Genomic DNA, 25,397 nt, shown 5'->3' with positions numbered 1-25,397 from the left:
TAAAATGTGATTAGTATCCGTACTGTCTGTCGATGTAGCTTTCGTTCTTCTTGTACTTAAGGGCATCGCGGAGCACGCCCGAGTTAACGTTGATCGAGAAGTTCCAGCTCTGGAATTGCCCAATAGGAATCCAGCTAAAACTCATCGCCCAGCAGTGCAAGTCCCTCGTAATCCCTATCTGGGTGAACGAAATATTCTTCATGGTGAAGTCGTAGCCCGAGGTGGCGTTAATGGCCCACTTCTGGGTGAGCTTTACGTTCCCCGACGTGTTCAAAATCTGGCTTGTTGTAGACAGCTTGCCCGGCTTCGAGTAGTTAAACGTGTAGCCGAATCGCAGGTCCCACGGCACTTCAAAGTTGGCGTAGGGGATGTAGGCTGGCATACCCGCCTCCATGCTTCGCTGGCTAACAATCGGGTTTTGGCTGGCATTCGCCGTGCTCACGTTGTTCGACTTTGCGCCCGAAAGCGACCAGTCGAGGGTAAACGAAAAGTTGGTAAGCCTTGCCAGCTTCTTCTGTTTATGGTACAGGTATTCCTTGGTGATTTGCCCGTTTGGCGCAAGCGCGTAGGGCGAGAATGACCCTCCAAACGAAACTGACAGCTTTTCGAGGAGCTGCGTGTTGCCGTTAAAGCCGATGTTCGATAGTTTCATCGAGTCGGCCAGGAAGTTGTACGACCCCGAGAGCGAAAGATTCTCGAGGATCTTTATCTTACGGTACCCGGTAACGGTATCCTTTTTCGAGCGAACCTTCATCTCCAGGTTGTTGCCCAGCGAGAAGCTAAGCGCGCTGGAGTTTCCTGCCGATGGCCCTCCGTAAATGCCCTGCTCGAATATGGAGTATCGTTGAGTGTGCCCAAGCGTATCCGTTTGCACCGTTTTAAAGAAGCCATACTTGGGGTTGCCAAAGTCTGGCGTATACGAGTAGCTAATAGAAGGGGTTATTTTATGGCGAATGGCCTGAATTGCCATTCCCTTCTTAAAGGTAAACATCCCATACATCGTGGTCGATGTTCCCACCCCAAAGCTGTAGTCGTAGGCTCTCTTAAACCCTTTTACGGTGTCAATTTCTAGCCTTTTAGCATCATTGTTCCATTTCTTTCTAATGGTGCTGAAGTACCACCTCTCGTTGTAGTTGGCACTTGGCGAAAAGTTCAGGTAGTTAAACAGGTTGAAATTGTACGAAAGAGGAACCGAATGCTTTATCCCATTCTTGAACTTATTCTTGAAGTTCCCATCAAAAAGGTCTTTTTCCTTTATGGTAAGCTGGTTGTTCAGCTCTCCCGAGTAGGATAACCCGAACTTTTCGTACCACCTAACTTTCCCGTCTTCATTCTTCTTGCGCAGAAAAGGCTGAATGCGGTTTACGTTGAACGATAGCGATGGTAGCCCAAAGGTGTAGATGCTATCGGTATTGTTCTGCGAGTGGGTAAGGCCAATCGAAAGGTTGTAAGGCTTATCTCTCCACGATTTTGCATACGAGATGCTCGAGCTGGCCGATGTTGCAAGGTTTTGCTTAGGGCTTTGGTAGGTAAAGTAGCGCGCTCCCGAGGTGCTAAAGTTCACCGATGCCGAAAGCGTTGTTCCTGGATGCGCCTTCGGATCTTGAGAGTGCGACCAGTTGAATGTGTAGTCGTTACTTTTATAGTAGTCGGTAGAGCCTTTGTCGCCAATAACGTTGTGCATAACCTGGAATTTAAACGATCCCTGATATTCGTAACGCTTATTGTAGCGAGTACTTGCACTAGCCTGCCACGATCCCAAGGTATACAACGAACCTCTAAGCTCTAAATCCCATATTTCGTTAATTCCAAAGTAGTACCCCCCATCGCCAATGTAGAATCCTCGGGTTCTCTCTTCTCCGTAGGTAGGGAGAAGCACCCCAGAGGCTCTTCCTTTGGTGTTTGGGAAAAAACCAAAAGGAATAAATAAAGGTAGCGGAACATCTTCAATAACCAAGTTCGAAGGGCCAACCACAATGCGTTTGTTGGGAATTACCTTAGCCTTCGATACGTTAAGGTAGAAGTGGGGGTGTTCATGGTCGCAGGTTGTGTACTTTCCACTCGCAATGTTGATGCTGTTGTCTGGCATCTTCTTGGTAATGGCGCTATGCATGTAGCCATCTTCCTGCTTCGTAATAATATTGGTGATCTTAGCCTTCTTCGTGTCGAAGTTGTAAAAGATGGTCTCCATATTAAAGGTCTCACCGTTATCCTGAAAGATGGGCTTGCCAGCCAATCGTCCTGTACTATCAGGAGTACCCTTCGCAAACACCACCTTGTTGGTTGTGTTCATCTCTATGAAGTTCGCGTTGAGTTGCGATTTCTGGAACTTGACCTGTCCTTTACCATAGAGGCTCATCTTTTTATCCCTAAAATTATACACAATAGAATCTTCGCTATTTGAGTATACGGGATCATCAATTTTTTCTTTTTTCTTGCTAGCGGTGTCAGCCGAAGTCGTATCCGCACCTATATTTGTCCTGTATGAGATGGGCTTGCCTACCGTTATGCCACTCGCAGCATAAATTGTTGGTAGAAGTACTAGCGCAAATGCTAATTTTCTAACAGAGTTTAAGGTCGTCCTGCTCAACTTTATAAATATTGATTAAATTTGCTCTATGTCATTACGGAAACGACCCTCAAAACTAAACAAAATTCAAATATTACTCTAATGCTTTGTGCAAAGAATAGAGCATTTTTTACCAGACGGCAAGTCTTGCTGGCGGTATGTGTTGTTGCTATAGGGCTTTATAGCAGTAGCGGATACTGTCAAAGCAGTAATCGCTCTTTGCTGACAAGGGTTGTTATTGATGCAGGTCATGGCGGTAAAGATCCCGGAGCAAAAGGGAAAAATGCGATGGAAAAAGACATCGTTTTGTCAGTAGCGTTAAAACTTGGGAAATTAATCTCCGAAAATTATAGCGATGTTAAGGTAATTTACACTCGGGAGTCTGATGTATTCATTCCACTTGACGTTCGGAGCCGTATTGCCAATAAAAGTGGTGCAAATCTTTTTATTTCCATACATGCTAATGCCAATAAAAGTTCAGTTCCTTTTGGTGCAGAAACCTACGTAATGGGGCTCCATAAAAGTGCAGATAATTTCGATGTTGCAGCCAGGGAGAATTCTGCTATTATAATGGAGGATAACTACAATGCAACGTATGAAGGGTTCAACCCTAAATCTGTAGAGTCTTACATCATATTTTCTATGATGCAGAGTAAATTCTTAGATCAAAGTTTGTTTTTTGCTCAATTGGTTCAGAACCAGGTGGCCGGTTCTGTTAGTAGGGTTAACAGGGGGGTTAAGCAAGCTGGTTTTCTTGTTCTTTGGAAAACGGCAATGCCAAGCGTTCTAGTGGAACTTGGGTTTATTTCGAATCCTAAGGATGAGCAGTACATGTTAACAGAAGCAGGTCAAAACGAATTAGCCGAGTCTATTTTCCGTTCGTTTAAAGCCTATAAAGTAAGTTACGATAATAAGAACTACGTTCAACTTCCTCCCCAAGTGCCTACTTCTTCAAAGAATGATTCAATTGAGAAGTCGAAGGATAAAGCCCCTATTGTAGAAACCTCTGTAAAGAATGATGCCGATTCAATTGCACGATCTGCTATTGTCTTTCGTGTTCAAATAGCAGGTTCTAAAGGTATTCCTTTTACAAAGTCTCAAAAAAGAAGTCTCGACGATGCCGATGAACTTTTAGTTGATGGAGTATATAAGTATTGCGTTGGGTCGTTTGACAAGTTGAGTGACGCTAACGTTTATTTGAGAGAGGTAAAACGAAACCATAGAGATGCCTTTGTAATCGCACTTGAGAATGGTAAACTGATATCAGTTAAAGAAGCTCAACAGAAGATTCGATAAGACGTTCATTTTAATAAATAGATAAGATAAAGAGTTGCTATGCGAATTTCGAGAGAAGTAAAAATTGGTGTTGCTGTTGTTTTGAGTTTGGTAGCCCTTTTTTGGGGCACAAATTTCCTGAAGGGGAGAAATGTTATTGGTTCTTCAAATTTTTACTACGTCATATACCAGCAAATCGATAATTTACAGACTTCGGCACCTGTGTTTGTTCATGGGTTTAAGGTGGGAGTCGTTGATAACATAACGCTTGATAAGAATGATCCCAATAGAATAGTCGTAGAATTGTCGATTGATAAAAAGGTAAAGATTCCTAAAACTGCAGTTGCAGAAATCTTTAATACTGACTTCATGGGATCCAAAGCTATACGACTTCAGTTTGAGGGTTATAATGTACCAGCATCGAGAGGGGATACTCTTATGGCTTCTATTGCTCCTTCTATGCTTGACGATTTATCACCTCTTTCGAAAAAGGCAGATGTTGCTATTCAGGAGTTGACTCAAACATTGGTGAATATAAATACGTTGCTAGATGCTCAATCAATTAATGATGTAAAATCAACGCTGTCTAATCTAAATGGTGCATCACAAAATGCAAACTACATTCTAGGTCAAAACAAGGATAAGGTTTCTAGTGTCATCGATCAGGCTAACCAGCTGATAGCATCTTTAAATGCTGCCGCTGTTGATGTGAGAGTCGTTGCAAATAATTTTAAAGGAATTTCGGATTCGCTTTCGGTAAAAGACTTTAATGCCGCTTTGAAAAATCTCGAAAGTTCTTCAAAGGAACTTAATAATATGCTTGTTCATATTAATAGTAAGCAAGGTTCTGTGGGGAAACTTATATATGAGTCTACCGTTCATGATCAAATCTTAAAGTTGGCGACCTCTATAGACTCTCTTGCTTTAGATTTAAAAAAGAATCCTAAACGATATGTTCGTCTTTCTTTGTTTTAGCATTGTTTTAACTGTTTAAAATGGAGAGGCTGTTGTGTAATTGTCTTTTTTTTAGAGTATTAGTGTTTGTTGTTTCTAAAGTCTTGATTAAAAGTGATTAGTGCAATTTGGGGCTTTGATAATGGAGGGACGAGACATTTTTCTTGCAAAATACACCCTTGTTTATTTTGTGTAATCAACAGATAATCAACATTTGATTTTGTTTTAAAAAAAATATCACCCTATATAGTTAAATGTCTTTTTAGGTTACTTCGTCTTTTTTAACTTAAAAGTCTGATAACGTCAATTTTTGATGTTGTCGGAATCGTTTGTTATCGCCAAAATATTTATTTGGGTTTTACAGGATGTTGCAAGGGTTTCGAAAAAATCAAGATGTTCCTCCTTTTTTTTCGAATTTGTTTTATACATTTTTGTATGCATTTTTTTGATTAGCCCTCTTAATTCAAGGCGTCATTAAATATTGTAAAAGAAATTCAAGGTTCGTAACATGAACACCTACAAAGAAGTATGGACTAATTGTTTGAAGATTATTAAGGATAATGTGCCAGCAGTGAGTTATCAAACATGGTTTGAACCTATTGTGCCCGTTAGACTTGATAGTAATATTCTTACAATTCAAGTACCTAGTCCTTTTTTCTACGAGTACTTAGAGGAGAGGTATATTGATATTTTACGTAAAACTTTGCGAAAGGAGTTAGGTCCTGATGCAAAGCTTGAGTATAGTATTGTTATGGACAATAATAAGGTGTCGAATAGCAAACCTTTTACAGTAAAATATCCAGCTCAGAATAAAACTGAACTTAAAAATAAGCCTGTTCCATTTCCAATCCAAAGTGAAGGTAGTTCAATAAAGAATCCTTTTATAATTCCAGGTTTAAAAAAACTGGAGATTGATCCTCAACTAAATCCTGACTATACTTTTGCTAATTATGTTGAGGGAGATTGTAATAAACTTTCAAGATCTGCTGGTTATGCTGTAGCTCAAAATCCAGGGAAAACAGCCTTTAATCCTCTTTTTATTTATGGTTCATCGGGTTTGGGAAAAACGCATCTTGCGCAATCAATCGGAATTGAGGTTAAGGAGCGTTTCCCTGATAAACTTGTGCTATATGTTAATGCAAACAAGTTTCAAAACCAATATGTTGCTGCTGTTATTAAGAATGAGGTAAACGATTTTCTTCATTTTTACCAAATGATAGATGTGCTCATTATTGATGACGTACAGGAATTTGCAGGTAAAGAGAAAACTCAGGATACATTTTTTCATATATTCAACCACCTCCATCAGTCGGGGAAACAGCTAATTCTTACCTCTGATAAGGCACCAGTAGAGTTGCAAGGTCTTGAGCAACGGCTGTTAACCCGGTTCAAATGGGGGTTGTCTGCTGACTTACAACAGCCTGATTTTGAAACTCGCGTTGCAATTCTGAAGAAGAAGATATACAACGATGGGATTGTGATACCGGATGAAGTAATTGAATACTTGGCGACTTCCATTACAAGTAATATTCGAGAACTAGAAGGTGCTCTCATATCGTTGTTAGCACAAGCAACGCTTATTAAGCGTGAGATAACAATGGATTTAGCAGCGCAGGTTGTTGATCGTTTTGTAAAGGATCATGCGAAGGAACTATCTTTGGACTATATAACGAAGTCGGTTTGTGATTACTTTAATATTTCCAGCGATTTGCTAAGCTCTAAAACTCGAAAACGCGAAATAGTTCAAGCACGTCAGATTGCGATGTATTTTTGTAAGAACCTAACGAAATCTTCGCTATCAACAATTGGTTCTACGATTGGGGGAAAGGATCATGCAACCGTACTGCATGCTTATAAGGCGATTTCGAATCTAATCGAAACGGATAGGTCTTTTAAACTGCAGATGGATGAAATTGAAAAGAAGATAAAGTTTTGATTATCGAGAATAGTAAAATAAAAAAAGGAGTGGAACACCACTCCTTTTTTATTTACAACCTTTATTTACAACATATAAACCAAGGGTTGTTGAGCTCTTCTTTGTTGTAGTGGAGTCTTTCGCCATTGATGGCAGAAATAACCCGCATTCCTGCACCTTCGATTATTGCTTGACCTGCTGCAGTATCCCATTCTGATGTTTGGGCTAAGCGAGGGTATACGTCGGCAGTTCCTTCGGCTATGAAGCACATCTTTAGAGAACTCCCATGCTGTAATATTTCTAAATTGGGGTTTTCCTTTCTTTTTTCTTCAACAAAATGCTCAGTGTCGGGTGTGAAGTGCGATCGACTTGCGGTAATGGTGAATCTATCTCGGTTTTGGATAACGGGAAGAGGGCTGGAACGTTGTATTAGTTCTTCTAGGTTTAGCGTAAATTGCTCGTCTGGTTTTACGCCGCAAAGCTTAAAGGAGCCAATCTTAGACCATCCAAAGTAAAGGGTCTCGAATATTGGCGAATAGATTACACCCATTATCGGGTAGCTATTCTCAATCAAGGCGATGTTTACCGTAAATTCTCCATTCCTTTTTATAAATTCTTTTGTGCCATCGAGCGGATCAACAAGCCAAAACAAATCCCAATTTCTTCTTTCTTCGTACAGCAAATCGCGACCTTCTTCGCTTAGGTTGGGAATGTGTGTTTTGCTAAGATGCTTTTTTATGACTTCATGTGCTCGGCGATCTGCAAGGGTTAGTGGCGTTTTGTCCGATTTCAAGTTGACTTGAAAATCGTCTGAATGGTATACTTCCAAAATTGCTTGCCCCGCTTCTACTGATGCTTGAATGGCGGCTAGAAGGAGGTGCTTAATCTCTGCGTCTTGAAGCATGATAAGTGTGTTTCGATGATGTTCTTTAAAATTAGGGTGTTATGCTCACTAATTTTGAAGATGTAAGGCAAAATTACTATTAAAAACTTTAAGACACCAGCTATTTTATTTTTTAATCAAAAAATCTTCTGGGACTTTGATTGTTAATAAAAAAAACTCAAAACATGATATTCAACATGTTTTAAGCTTGAAAAAGTTTCTAAGTTTACCCGGTTAACTAAATTCAACTAATATACTATGTCGAATATTGAAAATTTACATCCGCATCTACTCTGGAAGTATTTTTTAGAAGTTTGCGAGATACCAAGACCCTCTAAAAAGGAGGATAGGATAATAGCATACCTACTCGATTTTGCCAAGAAGAATAAGCTGGAGGCAAAGCGCGATGAAATTGGGAATGTGATAATCTTTAAGAAGGCAACCAAAGGAAAGGAAAATGTACAGCCTGTTGTGCTGCAAAGCCACATGGATATGGTTTGCGAAAAGCATAGCGAGGTTGCGCACGATTTTGATGTTGATCCAATAATTCCTCACCTAGAAGGTAATTGGATTAAGGCAAATGGAACTACCCTTGGTGCTGATGATGGAATTGGCATTGCGTCTCAACTTGCCCTCTTGGTTAGCGACGATATTGAGCATGGTCCGATAGAGTGCCTATTTACGGTGGACGAGGAGACCGGTTTGACTGGTGCTTTTGAGATGAAGCCAGGCTTCTTTACGGCAAAAACTCTTCTTAATCTCGATTCCGAGGATGAGGGTGAACTTTTCATAGGTTGTGCTGGCGGGGTGGACACTCTTGCTACCTTCGACTACGATAATCGTCCAATTCCTAGTGGCTACATCGCCTTTAGGATGGACGTAAAGGGGTTGCTTGGGGGGCATTCCGGCGATGACATCCATAAAGGACATGGCAACTCCATCAAGATCATCAATAGATTTTTGTGGAAGTCTACGATGAAGTACGATCTCTGCCTATCCGATATTAATGGGGGAAATCTTAGGAACGCAATTCCAAGAGAGGCCTACGCCGTTTTCACCATTGATCCAGCATACTCCGATAGCCTTTTTGCAGACTTCAAGGAGTTTGAGCGTGAGGTGAAGGAAGAGCTAGCGCTTACCGATGGTGGTGTTACCCTTTCGCTAACCGAAGCCCCACTTCCTGAAAAGGCGATCTGCGAGAGCGTTCAGTTTGATTTGCTGAATGCGCTTTACTCTTGTCCTAATGGGGTAATTGCTATGAGCTTTGAAATGCCCGGCTTGGTTGAGACTTCGACCAATCTTGCATCCGTAAAGATGGTTGATGGCGATAAAATTGTGGTAACAACCAGCCAGCGTAGCTCGGTGAACTCCTCGAAGGTGGACATCTCGCAAATGGTGGAAAGCGTTTTCCGCCTTGCCAACGCTTCGGTGGTTCATTCGGATGGCTATCCTGGATGGAAGCCTAATACCAATTCCGAAATTTTGAGGATAACCGAGCATGCCTACAAGAAGCTCTTTGGCGAAAAGCCTATTGTTAGAGCCATTCATGCAGGTTTGGAATGCGGCTTATTCCTCGAAAAGTATCCCGACTTGGATATGATATCGTTTGGGCCAACAATTCGTGGCGCGCACTCGCCAGAGGAGCGGCTCGATGTTCAGACAACCCAAAAGTATTGGGATCTGCTTCTGGAAGTTCTAAAAGAGCTGAAATAGTGAAAGGGCCGATGAGGCCCTTTTCTTTTACGGCTCAATTTCGGCAAAGTCTTCTTTGGGTACGCCGCATATTGGGCAGCTCCAGCTGCTTGGGATGTCCTCGAAGGGGGTGCCGGCTGGTATTCCCGAGCTGGAATCGCCTACGGCAGGATCGTAAATTAGGCCGCATACTTTGCAGCGGTACTTTTTCATTGGCTACGCTTTTTTCTTCAAATTAGCATCAACGTGTACTTAAATGTAAACTTTTGCATGCATTCGGGAGGGTTGCTGTTGGGGCTAAAGGTAGGGAAATCGCTATATTTGCGCATACCATTTTAAACTAATATCGACCGATGATACAACGTATTCAAACTCTTTTCCTTTTAGTAGCCGAGGTGCTTACTGCTGTTCTCTTCTTCTCCAAGCTGGCCTCTTTTATTACCACCGATGGGCAGCAGCTGGTGCTGAACTATAACGGTATTTACCAGCTAAAGAATGGCGTGCTGGAGAAGATGGCCGCTGCTTGGCCGCTGGCCGTGATTCTGGTGGTGGCCGCCATTGTTGGCCTTCTTGTGATATTCCTCTACCGCCGTCGCATGCTTCAGATTAGGTTCTGTTTTGTGGCAATGTTCCTGAACTTTGGCATTTTGGTGCTGCTCGGGTACTACGTCTACTCTGTTGCCGCTGTTGGCGATAGCACGCTGACGCTTTCGACGGTTGACTCGTTCCCTATTCTGTCGATGATCCTCTACTACTTGGCCTATAGGGGCATTGCGAAGGATGAGGCGATGGTTGCTGCGTCGTCGTTTAGGAGTCGTAGGTAGCCGAATTGGCTAACGGTATAGTGCAGGGCTGCCCAGAGCGTTTGGGTAGCCCTTTTTGCGTGTGCGCCTCGCGTATCCGGCTCGGCCAATGGGGCTACGGCTCGCGGTTGATGCTGCCGAGCAGCTCCAGCATCTGGTTTACCTTATCGGTTGGAATGGTTTTAAGCAGCGCCTGCAGCGCCTCCTCGTTGGCGATGTTGCGGTGGAGCGCCTGGAGGGGGTGGTCGGCTTCCAGCGGATGCTTTTGGTCGGGAACCCATTCCATGAGATCGTTGGGGGTGCAGCGGAGCAGCTTGCAGAGGTCGAATAGCTCCTGAAAGGTGATCTGCGTCTGCCCGGCAAGCATGCGGTGGCTCTTATGGTAGCCGAATCCGTTTTGCTGCAGGAAGGTGGCGGGCTTGCTGTGCCCGCGTAGCAGGATGATGCGCGCTAGGTTGTATCGGATCATGGCGATTTAGTGTTGGTATACGGGCAAGCTTACGAAAAATCGGGCAATTTTGCCATCTCCAGGAGGCTGTTTCGAGCGAAATAGCCCCTTTTTTGAGAAAAATGTCGCGCCTACTGCTCAGGATGTAGCGGATGCTGCTCAAAATGTAGCGTCTGCTGATATAAATATAGCGGCTACTGCTCAAAGCAGAGCATCTGCTACTCAAAATGTAGCGACTACTGCTCAAAATGTAGCGTCTACTGATAAAAATATAGCGGCTACTGCTCAAAATGGAGCGTCTACTGCTCACAATAGGGCGTGTTGGAGCTGCAATACGGACTTTTTGGGGCGCTGGAATCAATCTTTTGCTTTGTCAGCTGGGGATGGCGGAGCAGGGGAGGCCGCTGCCGAATGGCGCACCGCGTATTCGGAGCCGTAGGCGCTGCCTTTGGGCGTAGGTATGGGCTTGCTGCGCTCGGAGGGGGTGTTGGGGCGATGGCCGCCGAGCTGCTGCGATGCCAAGGGCGGCAATGCAGAAGAGGCTGCCCCAATGGGCAGCCTCCTTTTTATGACTTAGGCGATAACCACCAGCTGATCCTGCTCGGTAAGCTTCTCGCAGTAGTGGCAGCGGAGCGAGATGCGCTTCTTATCCTCCACGGTAAAGCGCGTTTTTACGTGCTCCACGTTGGTCACGCACTTGGGGTTGGCACACTTGCAGATGCCAACCAGCTCGTCGGGGATCGAAACCTCGCGCTTCTCCACCACCTCGTAGTCCTTGATGATGTTGAGCTTCGCGTCGGGGGCAATCAGCGCAATCTTGTTGGTTTCCTCCTCCTCGAAGAACTTGTCCGAGATCTTCACGATGGCCTTCGTGCCGAGCCGCTTGCTCTCGAGGTTGGTGCCAAAGGTTATCTGGTTGGTGCAGCGGTCCAGGTGAAGGATCTTGATCACCTTAAAGAGGCTTGCTGCGGGAATGTGGTCTATAACGGTACCATCCTTGATGGCGCTTACTTTCAGCTGTTTTTCGGAGCTCATTGCTAGTTACTTTATTTCGTTTTCCAATCCGAGTATCGAACACATGATGGCCATGCGGGCGTACACCCCGTTCCGGGCCTGCGTAAAGTAGTAGGCGTGTGGGTTGTCGTCCACATCCTCGCTGATCTCGTTCACGCGGGGTAGCGGGTGGAGGATCTTCATGTTGGGTTTGGCGTTGGCGAACATCTCGTTCCTCAAGACGTAGACGTTTTTCACCTTCTCGTACTCCATCAGGTCCGAGAAGCGCTCGCGCTGCACGCGGGTCATGTACACGATGTCCGCATCATCTATCGTTTTGCCGATCTCGGTTTCCTCCGTAAACGAAAGCCCCTTCTCCTGAAGGAAGATCTTGTACTCGTTGGGCAGCTTCAGCTCGGGTGGCGATACGAAGGTGAACTTCGTGTTGAAGTGCGACATCGCCTGAAGGAGCGAGTGCACGGTGCGGCCGTACTTCAGGTCGCCGATCATCACGATGTGGAGGTTGTCGAGCGTTCCCTGCGTCTTGCGGATGGAGTAGAGGTCGAGCATGGTCTGCGTAGGATGCTGGTTGGCGCCATCGCCGGCGTTGATCACCGGGATGCGGGCAACTTCGCTGGCAAAGCGGGCGCTACCCTCCACCGGATGGCGCATTACGATCAGGTCGCTGTAGTTGGCTACGGTAAGGATGGTGTCCTTCAGGCTTTCGCCCTTCGACACCGAGGTGTTCGCTGTCTCCGAGAAGCCAATAACTCGGCCCCCCAGGCGGTTGATGGCGCTCTCGAAGCTTAGGCGGGTGCGGGTCGATGGCTCGAAGAAGAGCGATGCGACTACCCTGCCTTCTAGGACTCTCTGCGCCGGATTCTTCTCGAACTTTTCGGCCAGTTCGAGCGTCCGAATGATCTCATCCTTGCTGAAATCGTTGATGGAAACTAAGCTTTTGTTTTTCATTACCTGGATGCTGTTGTGTTTCTTATATTGATTTGCTATCTCCCCACTATGTCGAGGCTCAGCCCGTCGATGCTGGCAAGCTTGGCCTCGAGCACCTCCGCACGGCTCTTCCGAATGCTCATCCGCACGGTGCAGCTGTTGTCGAAGCTCTGCTGCTCCACCCTGGGCTGCTCGTCCTTGATCACCTTCATCACCTCGTTGAGCATTGGGTAGCCAAACTGGGCGGTGAGCGTTACGTCAACCGTCTTCTCTACGATGGCGGCGTTCTGCAGCGCATCGCTGGTGGCCGCCTGGTAGGCGTTGATCAGGCCCGATACGCCGAGCTTTGTCCCGCCGAAGTAGCGGATCACCACCACAAGGATATTGGTAACATCGAAGGAGAGCAGCTGCCCGTATATGGGGCGCCCCGCCGTGCTCGATGGCTCGCCGTCGTCGTTCATCCGAAACGATTCGCCCTTGGGGCCAATCCGGTAGGCGTAGCAGCGATGGCGGGCGTCGTAGAACTCCTTCTTAAGGCCCTGCACAAGCTCCTTGGCCTCCTCCTCGCCCGCAATCGGGTAGGCGTAGGCAATAAACTTGCTGCCCTTCTCCTTGTAGAGCCCCTCTGCCTTTTCCGCTATGGTTTTAAACGTATCGTCCATTTAAATTGATGCTAGGTAAATTAGGCTGATGATTGACGCAAGCGCGCCCGCAATGTTGATGGCCGATAGCTTTTCCTTGAAGAAGATCATGCCGATAGCCACCGATAGCACTACGATGGCAACGTTGTTGATGCCAAACACGATCGAGCTGGCAATCCTCGAGTTGAGCGCGTATAGGAAAAACAGGAGCGACCCAAAATTTGCGATACCCAGAGCCGTGCCAAACAGCAAGGTGCTGCGATCCTTTAGGTGGCTCGATTTGCCGGTTGAAAAGGCCACCGCCAAGCCGATGATTCCCGCAATCCCAAACGTAAGCGCCGAAAAGTTTGCGCTGTACTCGCTAGGAACGGCCGTAAGCTGCGCCAGCTTAACCATAGAGTCGGTTAAGCCCATCGAAACAAACAGAATTGCAGGTAGAAGTACGGCAAGCAGGCCGCTTGCCTTTTGGTTGCTTTTCTTAAAGGTGGCTAGAATAACGGCAACAATCGCCAAGCCGATGCCAATAGCCTTATTTGGTGTAATGATGTCCTTGCTGTCGAAGATAAATGATATGCAAATAGGAATGGCCAGCGACATCTTGCTGGCAATGGTGGTAATGCTCATCCCGGCCTTGGCCGTGCAAAGCCCAACAAGATTAAAGGTGATGATAAACAAAATGCCGACGATAACGGCGGCACTTACGAATTTTGGAGTCAAAAAAAAGCCTCCTGAAAAATTTGAGAAAACAAATCCGAGGAGGCAAGCAATTGGGTAATTTATTACGATGCAGCTAAAAATATCGATCTTCCGTCGTGAGACCAACTTAAAAACTAGAGTGATAAGGGTAGATGATAATATACTTAGCAGCAAAAAGCCCATCGTCTGTTTTGTTTGTGCGAAGATAGAGAAAATGATGTTTCGCTGTAACTTTTTTTTGAAGAAATTATCAACAGCAAGTCTGGTTGGCCTTTACTTGTTTTGACGATTAGCGCGTTATGCTTATGGCCTTGCAGTGTGTAGAGCTATCAAAAAAAGAAAGCGACCTGTTTAGGTCGCTTTGGTGCTATTGCATTGGATTAATTTCGGTAAGAATCTTTTCCAGAGTTTCAACGCTAATGCGCTTCGCTATGATTTTTTTATCCTTGTCGAGAAGGTAGATGGTTGGGGTCGATGTTATGTCGTATAGCGCACGGAAGTTGGAGTTGTAGTTCGAATCCCAGACGTTGAGCCAATCGTATCCCTTTTCTGCGAGGTATTTTGTCCACTCGTCCTTTTTGTATTGGGTGTAAATGGCGTAAACCTGAACCCCATTGTTTCGTACCTTATTGTATAGGTTGTAAAGTAGTGGGGTTTCCTTTTGGCAATGGCTACAGCTAGGTTCCCAGAAGTAAACAACGGTAAACTTGCTCTCTACCTGATCTAGCGCAAGGTATTCGCCTGTTTCGCTCTCCATTACCAGATTAGGTGCGGTTTTCCCTATCAGATTAGGCCGTATTTTATCTGCGCGATCGGCAAGCTTTGTGAGTAGATCTTTTGTGGACCAAGGCGCTTTGCCTGATAGGTAGTACTTATCGGCAATGTGTAGAAAGACTTCGTCGTGGCTCATGATGTTGGACTTGTTGTAGTAGTTCAACAGGTAGCTAACGCAGTACTGGTAGACATCTTTATTCCCCTCCGTTTTTGCGATAAACTTATCAACCTCGGGCTTTAGGCTATCTGGGGCCTGAATTAGAATATTCGTAAAATAGTTGCGGAGTCGAGATGCAAAAATGGGTGTTCTCAAAAGTCGAGCATCAGAAAGGTCGATGTTGTCCCAGTAGTGCTCTTTTTGGTAGTTGTATCTTTTTGACCAAAGTATTGAATCCTTCTTGGGCTCATTCTCTGGAATGTTAAAGTCGGGCATTGTAGGTGCTTCAACAAGGGAAATTAGCAGCGAAAGGAGGTTGCCATTTTCTTTGGTTCGGAGTTCTTCCCACTTTGCTTTTACTTCGCGGTCGATGTTACGGAGCTCTTCTGATACCTGTTTTTGCGCCTCAGGGTCCGATGCTTTCTCTTTGCCTCTTTGCTGAATTGCAGCCACCTGCTCCTGCTTTTGCTTCATATACTTTTGGTACGATATGAAGTCGGTATTTACTTGGCTGTTTTTGAATTTCAAAGAACCCCATAAATCGCTCTTTGAGGTTTCAATCGAAAACTCCTCGTTGTTTTTGTCGATTAAGAAATCGAAGTTGGTCATGTCGGGCAAGATTGCAATGTACACACCTGGATAGATGAGCGAATCGCCCTTAAATACGGCAACCCCTTCGTGATTTATAGGTACCGTGTCCATTACATACTTTGACGAATCAAAATAGTATCCCAGCATAAGCTTAGCGTCCTTAACACCGTCGATTTTAATTTCGATATGGTGCTTGCCTTTGCTGGTTAGTGCTGTATCCTTTTTGTTGCCTTGTACGGTAGCCGCAAGTATTCCACCTGTAAAGATGAGGCAAAGTAATAGTGAAGTAATGGTTTTCTTCATGGCCTATGTGTGTGATGAATTGTCTTTCGGCAAAAATAAGCGAATTATCTGTTCATTTGGCTTTCTTTTGTCTAAACAATTATCCCCAAGATATGTTAATATTGTCGACAGAATTAAGCTGGTTGTATGGTGGAATGGACAATGCTCCTTATAATCATTGATGAAGGTACTATTTGAGTAAAGCTATCTGGCTTAATCTACTGTTAACAGCTAAGAAAAACGTCTAATGAACGTGAGTATGGCACAACTTAGCCCTCAAGTGTTTGTTTAGACTGCATTTTAAATTGTGGAAATGAAGGTCCCTTTGTACACAAATAGTTTAATTGAAGAAACAAGCCCATACTTGTTGCAGCATGCCCATAATCCTGTTTTGTGGTATGCGTTGCGCGATTCGGTGTTTAAGAAGGCGATGGCTGAGGATAAGCTAATGGTTATAAGTATTGGCTATTCGGCATGCCACTGGTGCCACGTAATGGAAAGGGAGTGCTTTGACGACGAAGAGGTGGCAATGGTGATGAATGACCATTACATTTCCGTGAAGGTTGATAAAGAAGAGCGGCCAGATGTTGATCAGCAGTACATGAATGCGGTGCGAATCATCACCGGCAATGGTGGATGGCCGCTAAATGTGGTATGCCTGCCTGATGGTCGTCCAATTTTTGGGGGAACTTTCTTTCCGAAGCAGCAATGGATCGAGATATTGGAAAAGGTAAATGAACTTTACCATTCGGATAAGAAGAGGCTGGAGAGTGTGGCTGGAGACTTAGCCAACGGCGTAAGGAATATGGATCTTATCAAAGAAAAATCTCAGGGGTTGGATTATCTCCCGAAGTTTCTTCGGTTGATTGTAGAACCTTGGAAGCGAAAGTTTGACACTCAGTGGGGGGGGACACAATCAACTCCAAAGTTTCCAATGCCATCATCCATCGAGTTCCTGCTCTCGTATGCCTACCATATGCGAGATGAGAGCGTGATGAAGCAGGTAGTTCTTACCCTAGACAGAATCTGGCAGGGTGGAATTTACGATCATATTGGGGGCGGTTTTCATCGTTATTCTACCGATGCGCAGTGGTTTATGCCCCACTTCGAGAAGATGCTTTACGATAATGCTTTGTTGGCCATTGTTTACATGAATGGCTATCAGTACACCAAAGATCAGAAGTATAAGCAGGTTTCGGTAAGTACGCTCGAATTCCTTTTGAATGAGTTTTACATGGAAAACAATCTTTTTTGCTGCTCCATGGATGCCGATTCTGCTGAGGGAGAAGGAACGTTCTACTTGTGGACATACAACGAGATAAAGTCGATTCTGGATGGTGATACCGATTTGTTCTGTGATAGGTATGGGGTATCCCGTAATGGTAATGTGGAGTGCAACCAGAATATACTGAGCGTTGCCATGTCGGTAGAGCAGCTTTGTGCGAAGTACGCGATGCCCCCTAAGCAGGTACTGGATAAAATAGAACTCTCGTTGAAGAAACTATCCTGCTTTCGTTCGTTAAGAGAAAAACCGGGCATCGACACTAAGCAAATCCTCTCGTGGAATGCCTTAGCCATAAAGTCGTTTGCGTTGGCTTCTGCGGTATTCGATGAGCCCAGATACTTGGTGGTTGCTGCCGAATGCATTAGCCAGGTAGAGCAATCATTGATGAGCAACGGCAAGCTGCTACGTGCAAGATATGCTCCGGGCAAAGAGATTGCCGGCATGCTCGACGATTATGCCTTTTTGATCGATGCATACATTGCGCTGTATACGGTAACGTTTAACTTTAAATACCTCGATAAGGCAAAAAAGCTCGTAGAGGTGTGCTTGTCCGACTTCTATGATGAGGAATCGGGAATGTTTTTCTATACCTCCTCGGATGTGGTACTGCCCCTTGGACGGAGGATGGATCTTGTTGATGGTGTTACACCATCGTCCAACTCGTCGCTGGCACGGTCGCTTTACTACCTTTCGGTTGCGCTGAGCAATACGGCGTACAAAAGGATTGCCGTTCAGATGCTCTCGAATATGCAAAACCAGATGTCGGGTGCTGGACCTTTTATTGCCAACTGGGGGCTGCTGCTTATTAACCTGACGTTTGCTCCGGCAGAGGTGACGCTTGTTGGTGCTGATGCCATTGCGCTGAAGCACGAGCTGGATAGGGAATACCTCCCCAATGTGCAGTTTTGGGGATCAACAAGGCCGTCTGATGCTCTGATTTTTCGCAATAGGTGGAAGGATGGTGAGACATCGATCTACCTCTGCGCCGATAATCTTTGTCGGAGCTTTACGGGAAGTATAAATGATCTTAAAGAAAATGCGCTTGAGCTGCGAAGGTGCTACGTTTTATAACTTGGAGGAAATTTTTGAGAAATGTTTGAGTTTCCCTTTATCATTAAAAATAGTTCGATAGTAGAGGCTTTGCCGATAGCGGCTCCTCAAAAGCAGGTTTACGAGGTAATTCGCTTTATTGACGGGTTACCTATTTTTTTTGACGAGCACTTCGATCGGTTTCTTTCCTCGTGCCGTCTTGCCGGAGTTTCGTACCATATAAATAAGGTGACGTTGGCGAGTTTGCTATTCGACCTAGCCCAAAAGAACGGCGTGCAGTGCTGCAACCTGAAGTACGTGGTAAACGTGTCGGATGACGGGGTGGATTTCTACGCTGGCTTCATCAAGAGCCGCTACCCGTCGAAGGAAATGTACCGTAAGGGTGTTTCGGTTGGGCTGCTGTACGAGGAGAGGGCAAACCCCAACGCCAAGGTGCTCAACCAGCATCTGAGGGGTAAAGCCGATGCCCTGATCGCCCGAAAAGGATACTACGAGGTGGTGCTGGTGAACCATCAGCAGAAAATAACAGAGGGTAGCCGCAGCAACCTCTTCTTTATAGATGCTGATGGTAGCGTTATTACGGCGCCGCTTGGCGACGTGCTTGGCGGCATCACCCGAATGGTTATTATTGAGGAGATCCAAAGGCTGAAACTACCTCTTGTCGAGAGGGCGGTTGGCGTTGATGAGCTAGATAGGATGGTAGCCGGATTTATATCGGGCACATCGCCATCGGTGCTGCCCATTGCCGAGATAGAGGGGCTGCCGCTAACTGTGCCTATGTCGGTTGTCGAGCAGCTTTCGCAATGCTATCATGCCCGAATTGCACAGGATAAGACATTGTTTCAGCATAAATACCTTTAAAAGTAAGGTGCTGGCGCTGCTGATGCGTTACCATCAGCTTCGATTTTCGCTACTTTGGCAAATCATAAGAAAAAGAGATTATGGAGCAGAATGAGCTTAAGGTGTGCCTAGTTCAGGCCGATGTGAAGTGGCACGATGTGGATGGAAACCTGCAGCTGATCGACGGCATCATCGATCAGAATGCTGCTGGGGCCGATTTGGTCGTTCTTCCCGAGATGTTTACCACCGGTTTTTCGATGGAGCCCGAGGTGTTGGCCGAGGGTATGGATGGTAAGGCGGTTCGCTGGATCACCCAAAAAGCTCAATCGGCGAAGGTGGCCATTATGGGGAGCGTGATTGTTGCCGAGAACGGCAGTTATTACAACCGCCTGCTTTTTGCTGAGCCTGATGGCACGCTGCATACCTACGACAAGCGCCACCTGTTTAGGATGGGCAACGAGCATAACCACTACGCCGGAGGTGACAAGCGCTTGGTGGTGTCGTACAAGGGATGGCGTATCTGCCCGTTGATCTGCTATGACCTGCGATTCCCAGTTTGGAGCCGCAACCAGAACGAGTACGACCTGCTGATCTACATCGCCAGCTGGCCTGCTGCGCGCAGCTTCCCTTGGCGAACGCTGCTATTGGCCCGTGCCATCGAAAACCAGTGCTACGTGGTTGGCGTAAATAGGGTAGGGGTTGACGGTGCTGGGTTGACGTACTCGGGCGATTCGGCCGCTATCAGCTCGCGCGGCGAATACCTCTCCAGCTTAGCACCGAGCGTTGCCGGAGCTGAAACGGTAACCCTGTCGATGGATGATCTCCTAAGCTTTAGGAAGAAGTTCCCCGTCATGCTCGACGGCGATCGCTTCCATCTCCTCGACTAAGCCTATTCCGCATACCTTTATATATTGATGAGAAAGATCGTAAACCCATTCGTAAAGCATCACCCCAAGGATTACCGCTGCTTTGGCTGCTCGCCTGCCAACGAGATTGGGCTGCAGCTGGAGTTCTTCGAGGATGGCGACAATATCGTTGCCACCTGGGAGCCGCAGAAGCGCTTCGAGGGCTACTTTAATGTGCTGCACGGCGGCATTCAGGCCACGCTGCTCGACGAGGTGGCCGCCTGGGTGGTAAACGTGAAGTGCAAGACGGCAGGCGTAACCTCGTCCATCAGCGTAAAGTACCGCCAGCCCATCTACCTTGATGGTGGTGCGCTAACCGTACGGGGATGGGTGGATTCGGTTAATCGCAGACTTGCCACTGTTAAGGCTCACATCCTGAATTCTGAAGGAAAGGTGATGGCCGAGGCTGAAGCCGTGTACTTCATTTTTAGCGAGCAGGAGGCCAAGGAGAAGTTCTACTATCCGGGGATTGAGGCCTTTTACGAGGAATAGAGGCGCGTAGATGGGGTGGTTATCTCCTTGATTACCGTAAAAAATGTAACCCCAGCTGAGGTTTTGCACTCTAGCGCGCTAGCATATAAAACCCCGAACCAATTTTCGTACTCTAGCGGCCTAGCGTTTAAAACTCCGAGTGGGTTTTTATACTCTAGCGGCCTAGTGTGTAAAACCCCAAATCGTTTTTTGCACGCTAGCGACTTGGCGTATAAAACCCCGATCTGGTTTTTGCACGCAACCGTTCTAGAGTAGAAAACCCCGAGTAGGGTTTTGTTTTCGGCGTTCTGGCGTAAAAAGCACCGTGTGAGGGAGCATAGCCCACATCGTTCGATTATCTTCTGTTGGTTTGTATCTCCCAAGATGCTACCTTTGGGCTGCAAACCACATAAATCAGCTATGAAGAAAATAGTTTTACCAACAATTTTACTGTTGTTTAGTATGAGTACAATTGCCGAAACGAAGGACAAGGATAAGGTGGCCAATCCGCTGCTTACGGCGTGGAATACCCCCTTTCAGACGCCCCCCTTCGAACAGTTTAAGCCCGAGCACTACGTTCCTGCCTTTCAGGAGATAATTGCAAAGGCCAAAAAGCAGGTTGATGATATCGTAGCCAGCAAGGCAGCGCTAACTTTCGACAACACCATTGTTGCCCTAGAGCGCAGTGGTGAAGATCTCGAGCGTGTTGCCAACGTCTTCTTCAACCTCAACTCGGCCGAAACCAACGAGCAGCTGCAGGCGGTAGCCCGCGAGGTTGCCCCATTGCTTTCCGACTTCTCGAACGATATCAACCTAAACCCTGCGCTGTTTGCCAAGGTAAAGGCGGTGTACGATAGGCGTAACACCCTTAAACTCGACGACGAGCAGCAGATGCTCCTCGAGAAAACCTACAAGGGCTTCGTGCGCAGCGGCGCCAACCTCGACGAGAAGGGGAAGGAGCGCTTCCGCCAAATCAGCAAGGAACTCTCCGACCTATCGCTTCAGTTTGATGAGAATGTGCTAGCCGAAACCAACGGCTTTGTGCTCCACATAACCAACGAGGCCGATTTGGCCGGCATCCCCGATGGTGCCCGCGAGATGGCCAAAGGAATTGCTCAGTCGAAGAAGCTAGACGGTTGGGCCTTCGACCTGTCGATGCCCAGCTTTATGGCCTTCATGAAGTATGCCGATAACCGAGAGCTTCGCGAAAAGCTCTTTAAGGCTTACGGATCGCGCGGCTTTCAGAATAACAAGTACAACAACTATGAGATTGTTGCCAAAACGGTGAACCTTCGCCTCGAAATGGCCAAGCTACTTGGCTATAACACCTATGGCGACTATGTGCTCGAGGAGCGCATGGCCCAGAGCGCCGATAAGGTAAACGGCCTGCTCAACCAGCTGCTCAGTGCCTCACAGCCTGCCGGTAAGAAGGAGGTTGAAGAGGTTACCGCCTTTGCCAAGGAGAGCGGCGCCAGCTTCGAGCTGCAGCGTTGGGACTGGTCGTACTACTCCGAGAAGTTAAAGGATAAGAAGTACAGCGTAAACGACGAGCTGGTAAAGCCCTACTTCCAACTCGAGAAGGTTCGCGATGGGGTGCTAGGCCTCGCCGGCAAGCTGTACGGCATATCGTTTAAGAAGAATGCCAGCATTCCGGTGTATAATAAGGATGTTGAAGCCTACGAGGTGTACGATAAGGATGGCAAGTTCCTTTCGGTGCTTTACATGGACTACTATCCCCGTGCCGGCAAGAATGGCGGTGCCTGGATGACCAACTACCGCTCGCAGTACAACGATGGTAAAAAGGATGTTCGTCCGGTAGTTTCGCTAGTGTTCAACTTCAATAAGCCAACCGAGAGTCGCCCATCGCTGCTCACCTTTGGCGAACTGGAAACCTTCCTTCACGAGTTCGGCCATGGCTTGCACGGAATGTTTGCCAACGGCAAGTATGCAAGCCTGTCGGGTACCAGCGTGTACCGCGACTTTGTGGAGCTGCCATCGCAAATCATGGAGAACTGGGCTGTAGAGAAGGAGTTTCTCGATATGTTTGCCGAGCATTACCAAACTGGCGAGAAGATTCCACAGGATCTTATCAACAAGATTAAGCAGAGCGCCAACTTCCAGGCTGGGTATGCATCGCTGCGCCAGCTAAGCTTCGGGCTACTCGATATGGCTTGGCATTCGCAAGCTGCACCGTTTGCCGGAAACATGATCGACTTTGAGCGTAACGCTACTGCTGCAACAGATATCCTTCCCGCAGTTGATGGAACGGCCACTTCTTCGGCATTCTCGCACATTTTTGCCGGAGGTTATGCCGCAGGATACTACGGCTACAAGTGGGCCGAGGTGCTCGATGCCGATGCCTACTCGCTCTTTAAGAAGAACGGCATCTTCGACACCAAGACAGCTCAATCGTTCCGCGACAACATCCTTTCGAAGGGTGGAACCCTGCATCCTATGAAACTTTACGTGAAGTTCAGGGGGCAGGAGCCAACTGTTGATGCCCTCTTGGAGAGAAGTGGTTTGAAGAATTAACCGATCTTTACGAATAGATTAAAACCATCCGCTATGCTAAGTAGGCTACCTGATGGTTTTTTTTTATTTGTTTGCGTTTACTTTTTGTGGTAATGGGGTTTTTCTACTTACATAATGGAAGTTTAACAGGCTTATTGGTGGCAATTGTTAATCTTGGTTTTTGTATTAAATCTTAGCTCTAAATTCGACTGCCGATTCGTTAATACTTCTTCCTTTGCGGAACTAAAAAAGAAAAGAACGCTAATCTATGAAGTGGTTTTTTATTCCTTTGTTGGCATCGCTCTTCAGCATTTTTGTGCTGATGGCGCTTTTTGTTGCTAATGATGACGAAATTCTACGAACATACGACAATCTTGGTAAGGCCAGCGAGGATGGGCTGATAAAGGATGGGCTGATTCCCAACTCCATTAACCCTACCGCAAGCAAGATTAGCATCTCATTTATGCCCGATTCTACAAGGGCGTATGTCTCATTCCGCTATAAGGGAAACTATCCGCTTGATGCTAGCAAATGGATTTACAGCGTTAATGATAGTATTCAACAAATATTCTGCAAGGCACATCGGCATTTTAACCGGCAGGTGTTTGAAGGCAGCTTAAGCTACTTCGAGTTGCAGGATAATCATGGTCATACAATGTACTTGGCTGTTGATAACGATACCCACACCGCTTACCTGGCACAGTAGAAGACTTCCTATTTTACCATCTGAATTGCTGCTTGTAGGTTGATTACCCCAAACGTCTGCGCAATAGATACAAGAATAAGCAAGATCATAATCCAACGGATAAAATTCGATCCGTACCTGATTGCCCATCGCGAGGCAACGTATGCTCCAATCACATTTCCAATGGCATGTATGAGGCCATACTTCCAACTTACCTGATTATTTATCACAAAGACCAGAAGCGAGAAGGGAACGTAGCAGAGAACAATAAGGTTTTTAATGGCATTAGCCTTCACTAAATTGAGCCCCGATCCAAGCACTGCTGCGGCTAAAATGAAATAGCCAACTCCCACATGCAGAAAACCTCCGTATATACCGATAAGGAAGAATAGCAGATGGCTTTTCAGTGATACGGGTTTGTCGGCAAGCTGCTGGTTTCCTTTCAGCCACTTTTCTGGTTTAAAGATTAGCATGCCAAGCATGGCTAGCATGATAATGCCAAAGCTAACCTCAAAAATGCGCTGATTTATGTTTGCTCCAATGCTGGCGCCTATAACGGAACCGATGGTTGTAGGAATCGCCAGCTTTATGCCTTTGTCTGTATCAATAATCTTTTGCTTGCGGAAGTTTCCAACAGCAACAAGGTTTTGGATAATAACCGCAATGCGGTTTGTTCCGTTGGCAACTGCAGGAGGTAGACCCAAAAACATGAATAGAGATAGGGATATAATGGTTCCTCCACCAGCAAGCGTGTTGATAAATCCAACAAGCAGCCCCGAAATGATAAGCGCTATAGTTGTTGTTGTACTCATTTCAACTTTATTTGCTGCAAGATAAACGGAATTAGCGCTATGTGTAAAAAAAATGCTTTTTGATGGCAGAACCACCCAAAAGCATTTTTGGTTTATGTCGTTGATCGGTATGCTGGTTTACCTGAAACTTTGTTCAAGGTATTAGGTGCTGTATTTAATCTTGGGGTGTTGATGCCTCCTCTGGTGCGGTAGGCATTTTTGAGGTTTGTAGATCGAGTACTGGCTCCAATTTTTTCTCGGTAGGGAATAGAATATCGCAAAAGCCGAAGCCTAAGCTGTTTTTATCTCCAAAACCTATTCGGTATCCGATTTCAAGCAGCTCCTTGGGGGCGTTGATGGTGAAACGGAAAAGATAGCCTTTTACCAATTCCTTCTGTTGTCCGTTAATGCCTAGCAGCTTCGATTTTGGTTCGGTTAGAAGCTCTATTGACGTGTATACGTTTTGGTTCTCTATACAATTGCCTTTGTAGATTCGATGCTTATCCTCTAGGTTTTGGATGAAAAGATCGTTGTATTCAAGATCGGTAGGGGTTAGGAATCTTACATATCGGGAATTTCCAAAACTCTTTAGTACAATTGGTGATCGAGCAACAAATTGCATATTGTCGGAGAATTTTGGGCTGAAAAGTCGCTCTATGGAAACAACTTTAAGGCGAATTTTTGATACGGAGTCTCCTAACTTGAATATCAGGTTGTCGAATGCGTAGTGTACAAACTCTTTTGTGCAGTTGTCGAATAGGAATGAAATGGTAAGTTCAACCGTATCGGAGAGTATGAGCATTCTATCCCCATAAATTTTACGATCAACAACTATAATGTTCGAAAAATTGAAGAAAGGGGGGTGGTTTTTATATGGAATATCGTTGTACTTAAGCCATTGCCTAAAGCTGTAATTGTCATCAGTGAGAATGTCGTAGATTAACTGAGATACTTCTAATTGATAATTCAGCGGGAGGATACTCCCAAATTCATGGTCTACCTGAAGTTTTAGTCGAAACCGCATCTGCTAAGTTGTAAGTATATGATTATAGTTTAAACGCCTGGATCCCTTTTCGATAAGAATGATGTAGTCAGCATCGTTATTGCTACAAATCTAAATAAAAAAGGCTAACATTATTAAAATAGATAGATAAATATTTAACACGTTTTTTAATATTTATGTGCTTGCGAAAAAAGTTGTTCGATGAGGGGAATTGATTGTAATAATTTTAAAGCAT

22 protein-coding genes are annotated in these 25,397 nt (G+C 45.8%); 11 read left to right on the top strand and 11 right to left on the bottom strand.

The features are described 5' to 3' along the window. Window positions 1-10: 10 nt before the first annotated feature. A complete protein-coding gene (locus ACHZA1_RS01265; protein WP_320053428.1) occupies window positions 11-2,383 on the bottom strand; it encodes a putative LPS assembly protein LptD in 2,373 nt (790 codons plus the stop codon). Window positions 2,384-2,671: 288 nt separating this feature from the next. Here ACHZA1_RS01265 and ACHZA1_RS01260 point away from each other — a divergent pair, with 288 nt between their 5' ends. The 3 genes from ACHZA1_RS01260 to dnaA all read left to right on the top strand — a co-directional run bounded on the left by ACHZA1_RS01260 (window position 2,672) and on the right by dnaA (window position 6,734). Then, window positions 2,672-3,865: an N-acetylmuramoyl-L-alanine amidase gene (locus ACHZA1_RS01260; RefSeq protein WP_320053427.1), complete on the top strand. Its 1,194-nt coding sequence runs from the start codon at window positions 2,672-2,674 to the stop codon at window positions 3,863-3,865. Window positions 3,866-3,904: 39 nt separating this feature from the next. Then, on the top strand, window positions 3,905-4,819 hold the full coding sequence (locus ACHZA1_RS01255) for an MlaD family protein (protein ID WP_320053426.1): 915 nt from the start codon (window positions 3,905-3,907) through the stop codon (window positions 4,817-4,819). Window positions 4,820-5,306: 487 nt separating this feature from the next. Continuing rightward, window positions 5,307-6,734 carry a chromosomal replication initiator protein DnaA gene (dnaA, locus tag ACHZA1_RS01250; RefSeq protein WP_320053425.1) on the top strand — a complete coding sequence of 476 codons (1,428 nt, stop codon included), beginning with the start codon at window positions 5,307-5,309 and terminating at the stop codon, window positions 6,732-6,734. A 61-nt stretch (window positions 6,735-6,795) separates the two neighbouring features. Here the strand turns inward: dnaA and cysQ are convergent, their stop codons facing one another. After that, entirely contained in the window at window positions 6,796-7,617 is an 822-nt protein-coding gene (cysQ, locus tag ACHZA1_RS01245; RefSeq protein ID WP_320053424.1) for a 3'(2'),5'-bisphosphate nucleotidase CysQ, read from the bottom strand. A gap of 237 nt (window positions 7,618-7,854) precedes the next feature. On the opposite strand from cysQ, the gene ACHZA1_RS01240 reads away from it, so the two are divergent. Further along, window positions 7,855-9,309, top strand: coding sequence for an aminoacyl-histidine dipeptidase (locus ACHZA1_RS01240; protein WP_320053423.1), 1,455 nt, complete (start codon window positions 7,855-7,857; stop codon window positions 9,307-9,309). 27 nt (window positions 9,310-9,336) lie between these two features. Here ACHZA1_RS01240 and ACHZA1_RS01235 read toward each other — a convergent pair whose 3' ends face one another. Next, window positions 9,337-9,501, bottom strand: coding sequence for a rubredoxin (locus tag ACHZA1_RS01235; protein WP_320053422.1), 165 nt, complete (start codon window positions 9,499-9,501; stop codon window positions 9,337-9,339). Window positions 9,502-9,641: 140 nt separating this feature from the next. Between ACHZA1_RS01235 and ACHZA1_RS01230 the strand changes: the two genes are divergently transcribed. Then, on the top strand, window positions 9,642-10,112 hold the full coding sequence (locus ACHZA1_RS01230) for a DUF4293 domain-containing protein (protein WP_320053421.1): 471 nt from the start codon (window positions 9,642-9,644) through the stop codon (window positions 10,110-10,112). Window positions 10,113-10,206: 94 nt separating this feature from the next. Here the strand turns inward: ACHZA1_RS01230 and ACHZA1_RS01225 are convergent, their stop codons facing one another. The 6 genes from ACHZA1_RS01225 to ACHZA1_RS01200 form a co-directional block, all read right to left on the bottom strand. Next, on the bottom strand, window positions 10,207-10,560 hold the full coding sequence (locus ACHZA1_RS01225; protein ID WP_320053420.1) for a helix-turn-helix transcriptional regulator: 354 nt from the start codon (window positions 10,558-10,560) through the stop codon (window positions 10,207-10,209). A gap of 552 nt (window positions 10,561-11,112) precedes the next feature. Then, on the bottom strand, window positions 11,113-11,574 hold the full coding sequence (pyrI, locus tag ACHZA1_RS01220) for an aspartate carbamoyltransferase regulatory subunit (protein ID WP_320053419.1): 462 nt from the start codon (window positions 11,572-11,574) through the stop codon (window positions 11,113-11,115). A gap of 6 nt (window positions 11,575-11,580) precedes the next feature. After that, window positions 11,581-12,501 (bottom strand): aspartate carbamoyltransferase, encoded by a 921-nt coding sequence (gene pyrB / locus ACHZA1_RS01215; protein ID WP_320053418.1) that lies wholly within the window; start codon window positions 12,499-12,501, stop codon window positions 11,581-11,583. Between the two features lie 35 nt (window positions 12,502-12,536). Further along, complete coding sequence (locus tag ACHZA1_RS01210) at window positions 12,537-13,142, bottom strand: YigZ family protein (protein WP_320053417.1); 606 nt, start codon at window positions 13,140-13,142, stop codon at window positions 12,537-12,539. Continuing rightward, window positions 13,143-13,838, bottom strand: coding sequence for a hypothetical protein (locus ACHZA1_RS01205; protein ID WP_320053416.1), 696 nt, complete (start codon window positions 13,836-13,838; stop codon window positions 13,143-13,145). A 346-nt stretch (window positions 13,839-14,184) separates the two neighbouring features. Next, window positions 14,185-15,642 (bottom strand): thioredoxin-like domain-containing protein, encoded by a 1,458-nt coding sequence (locus ACHZA1_RS01200; protein WP_320053415.1) that lies wholly within the window; start codon window positions 15,640-15,642, stop codon window positions 14,185-14,187. Between the two features lie 292 nt (window positions 15,643-15,934). Here ACHZA1_RS01200 and ACHZA1_RS01195 point away from each other — a divergent pair, with 292 nt between their 5' ends. From ACHZA1_RS01195 to ACHZA1_RS01170, 6 genes are all read left to right on the top strand, one after another. Continuing rightward, window positions 15,935-17,977 carry a thioredoxin domain-containing protein gene (locus ACHZA1_RS01195; protein ID WP_320053414.1) on the top strand — a complete coding sequence of 681 codons (2,043 nt, stop codon included), beginning with the start codon at window positions 15,935-15,937 and terminating at the stop codon, window positions 17,975-17,977. A gap of 21 nt (window positions 17,978-17,998) precedes the next feature. Further along, window positions 17,999-18,817, top strand: a complete 819-nt coding sequence (locus ACHZA1_RS01190; RefSeq protein ID WP_320053413.1) for an aminotransferase class IV — start codon at window positions 17,999-18,001, stop codon at window positions 18,815-18,817. 80 nt (window positions 18,818-18,897) lie between these two features. Continuing rightward, window positions 18,898-19,683 carry an amidohydrolase gene (locus ACHZA1_RS01185; protein WP_320053412.1) on the top strand — a complete coding sequence of 262 codons (786 nt, stop codon included), beginning with the start codon at window positions 18,898-18,900 and terminating at the stop codon, window positions 19,681-19,683. A gap of 27 nt (window positions 19,684-19,710) precedes the next feature. After that, window positions 19,711-20,193 (top strand): PaaI family thioesterase, encoded by a 483-nt coding sequence (locus ACHZA1_RS01180; RefSeq protein WP_320053411.1) that lies wholly within the window; start codon window positions 19,711-19,713, stop codon window positions 20,191-20,193. A gap of 441 nt (window positions 20,194-20,634) precedes the next feature. Beyond that, complete coding sequence (locus tag ACHZA1_RS01175; protein WP_320053410.1) at window positions 20,635-22,704, top strand: M3 family metallopeptidase; 2,070 nt, start codon at window positions 20,635-20,637, stop codon at window positions 22,702-22,704. 247 nt (window positions 22,705-22,951) lie between these two features. Next, entirely contained in the window at window positions 22,952-23,389 is a 438-nt protein-coding gene (locus tag ACHZA1_RS01170) for a hypothetical protein (protein ID WP_320053409.1), read from the top strand. Between the two features lie 8 nt (window positions 23,390-23,397). Here the strand turns inward: ACHZA1_RS01170 and ACHZA1_RS01165 are convergent, their stop codons facing one another. After that, window positions 23,398-24,180, bottom strand: coding sequence for a sulfite exporter TauE/SafE family protein (locus ACHZA1_RS01165; protein WP_320053408.1), 783 nt, complete (start codon window positions 24,178-24,180; stop codon window positions 23,398-23,400). A gap of 154 nt (window positions 24,181-24,334) precedes the next feature. Then, entirely contained in the window at window positions 24,335-25,183 is an 849-nt protein-coding gene (gene cas6, locus ACHZA1_RS01160) for a CRISPR-associated endoribonuclease Cas6 (protein ID WP_320053407.1), read from the bottom strand. Window positions 25,184-25,397: the final 214 nt, after the last annotated feature.

The organism is uncultured Acetobacteroides sp. (assembly GCF_963667355.2).
Lineage (GTDB): Bacteria > Bacteroidota > Bacteroidia > Bacteroidales > ZOR0009 > Acetobacteroides.
The sequence above is the reverse complement of the archived record's forward strand: the minus strand, read 5'-3'. Positions and strand labels throughout refer to the sequence as shown.

Excerpts from the sequence above, each read along its gene's own strand:
- ACHZA1_RS01260 (WP_320053427.1), top strand. The coding sequence starts at position 2,672 with ATGCTTTGTGCAAAGAATAGAGCATTTTTTACCAGACGGCAAGTCTTG.
- ACHZA1_RS01255 (WP_320053426.1), top strand. The coding sequence starts at position 3,905 with ATGCGAATTTCGAGAGAAGTAAAAATTGGTGTTGCTGTTGTTTTGAGT.
- dnaA (WP_320053425.1), top strand. The coding sequence starts at position 5,307 with ATGAACACCTACAAAGAAGTATGGACTAATTGTTTGAAGATTATTAAG.
- cysQ (WP_320053424.1), bottom strand. The coding sequence starts at position 7,617 with ATGCTTCAAGACGCAGAGATTAAGCACCTCCTTCTAGCCGCCATTCAA.
- ACHZA1_RS01240 (WP_320053423.1), top strand. The coding sequence starts at position 7,855 with ATGTCGAATATTGAAAATTTACATCCGCATCTACTCTGGAAGTATTTT.
- ACHZA1_RS01235 (WP_320053422.1), bottom strand. The coding sequence starts at position 9,501 with ATGAAAAAGTACCGCTGCAAAGTATGCGGCCTAATTTACGATCCTGCC.
- ACHZA1_RS01230 (WP_320053421.1), top strand. The coding sequence starts at position 9,642 with ATGATACAACGTATTCAAACTCTTTTCCTTTTAGTAGCCGAGGTGCTT.
- ACHZA1_RS01225 (WP_320053420.1), bottom strand. The coding sequence starts at position 10,560 with ATGATCCGATACAACCTAGCGCGCATCATCCTGCTACGCGGGCACAGC.
- pyrI (WP_320053419.1), bottom strand. The coding sequence starts at position 11,574 with ATGAGCTCCGAAAAACAGCTGAAAGTAAGCGCCATCAAGGATGGTACC.
- pyrB (WP_320053418.1), bottom strand. The coding sequence starts at position 12,501 with ATGAAAAACAAAAGCTTAGTTTCCATCAACGATTTCAGCAAGGATGAG.
- ACHZA1_RS01210 (WP_320053417.1), bottom strand. The coding sequence starts at position 13,142 with ATGGACGATACGTTTAAAACCATAGCGGAAAAGGCAGAGGGGCTCTAC.
- ACHZA1_RS01200 (WP_320053415.1), bottom strand. The coding sequence starts at position 15,642 with ATGAAGAAAACCATTACTTCACTATTACTTTGCCTCATCTTTACAGGT.
- ACHZA1_RS01195 (WP_320053414.1), top strand. The coding sequence starts at position 15,935 with ATGAAGGTCCCTTTGTACACAAATAGTTTAATTGAAGAAACAAGCCCA.
- ACHZA1_RS01190 (WP_320053413.1), top strand. The coding sequence starts at position 17,999 with ATGTTTGAGTTTCCCTTTATCATTAAAAATAGTTCGATAGTAGAGGCT.
- ACHZA1_RS01185 (WP_320053412.1), top strand. The coding sequence starts at position 18,898 with ATGGAGCAGAATGAGCTTAAGGTGTGCCTAGTTCAGGCCGATGTGAAG.
- ACHZA1_RS01180 (WP_320053411.1), top strand. The coding sequence starts at position 19,711 with ATGAGAAAGATCGTAAACCCATTCGTAAAGCATCACCCCAAGGATTAC.
- ACHZA1_RS01175 (WP_320053410.1), top strand. The coding sequence starts at position 20,635 with ATGAGTACAATTGCCGAAACGAAGGACAAGGATAAGGTGGCCAATCCG.
- ACHZA1_RS01170 (WP_320053409.1), top strand. The coding sequence starts at position 22,952 with ATGAAGTGGTTTTTTATTCCTTTGTTGGCATCGCTCTTCAGCATTTTT.
- ACHZA1_RS01165 (WP_320053408.1), bottom strand. The coding sequence starts at position 24,180 with ATGAGTACAACAACAACTATAGCGCTTATCATTTCGGGGCTGCTTGTT.
- cas6 (WP_320053407.1), bottom strand. The coding sequence starts at position 25,183 with ATGCGGTTTCGACTAAAACTTCAGGTAGACCATGAATTTGGGAGTATC.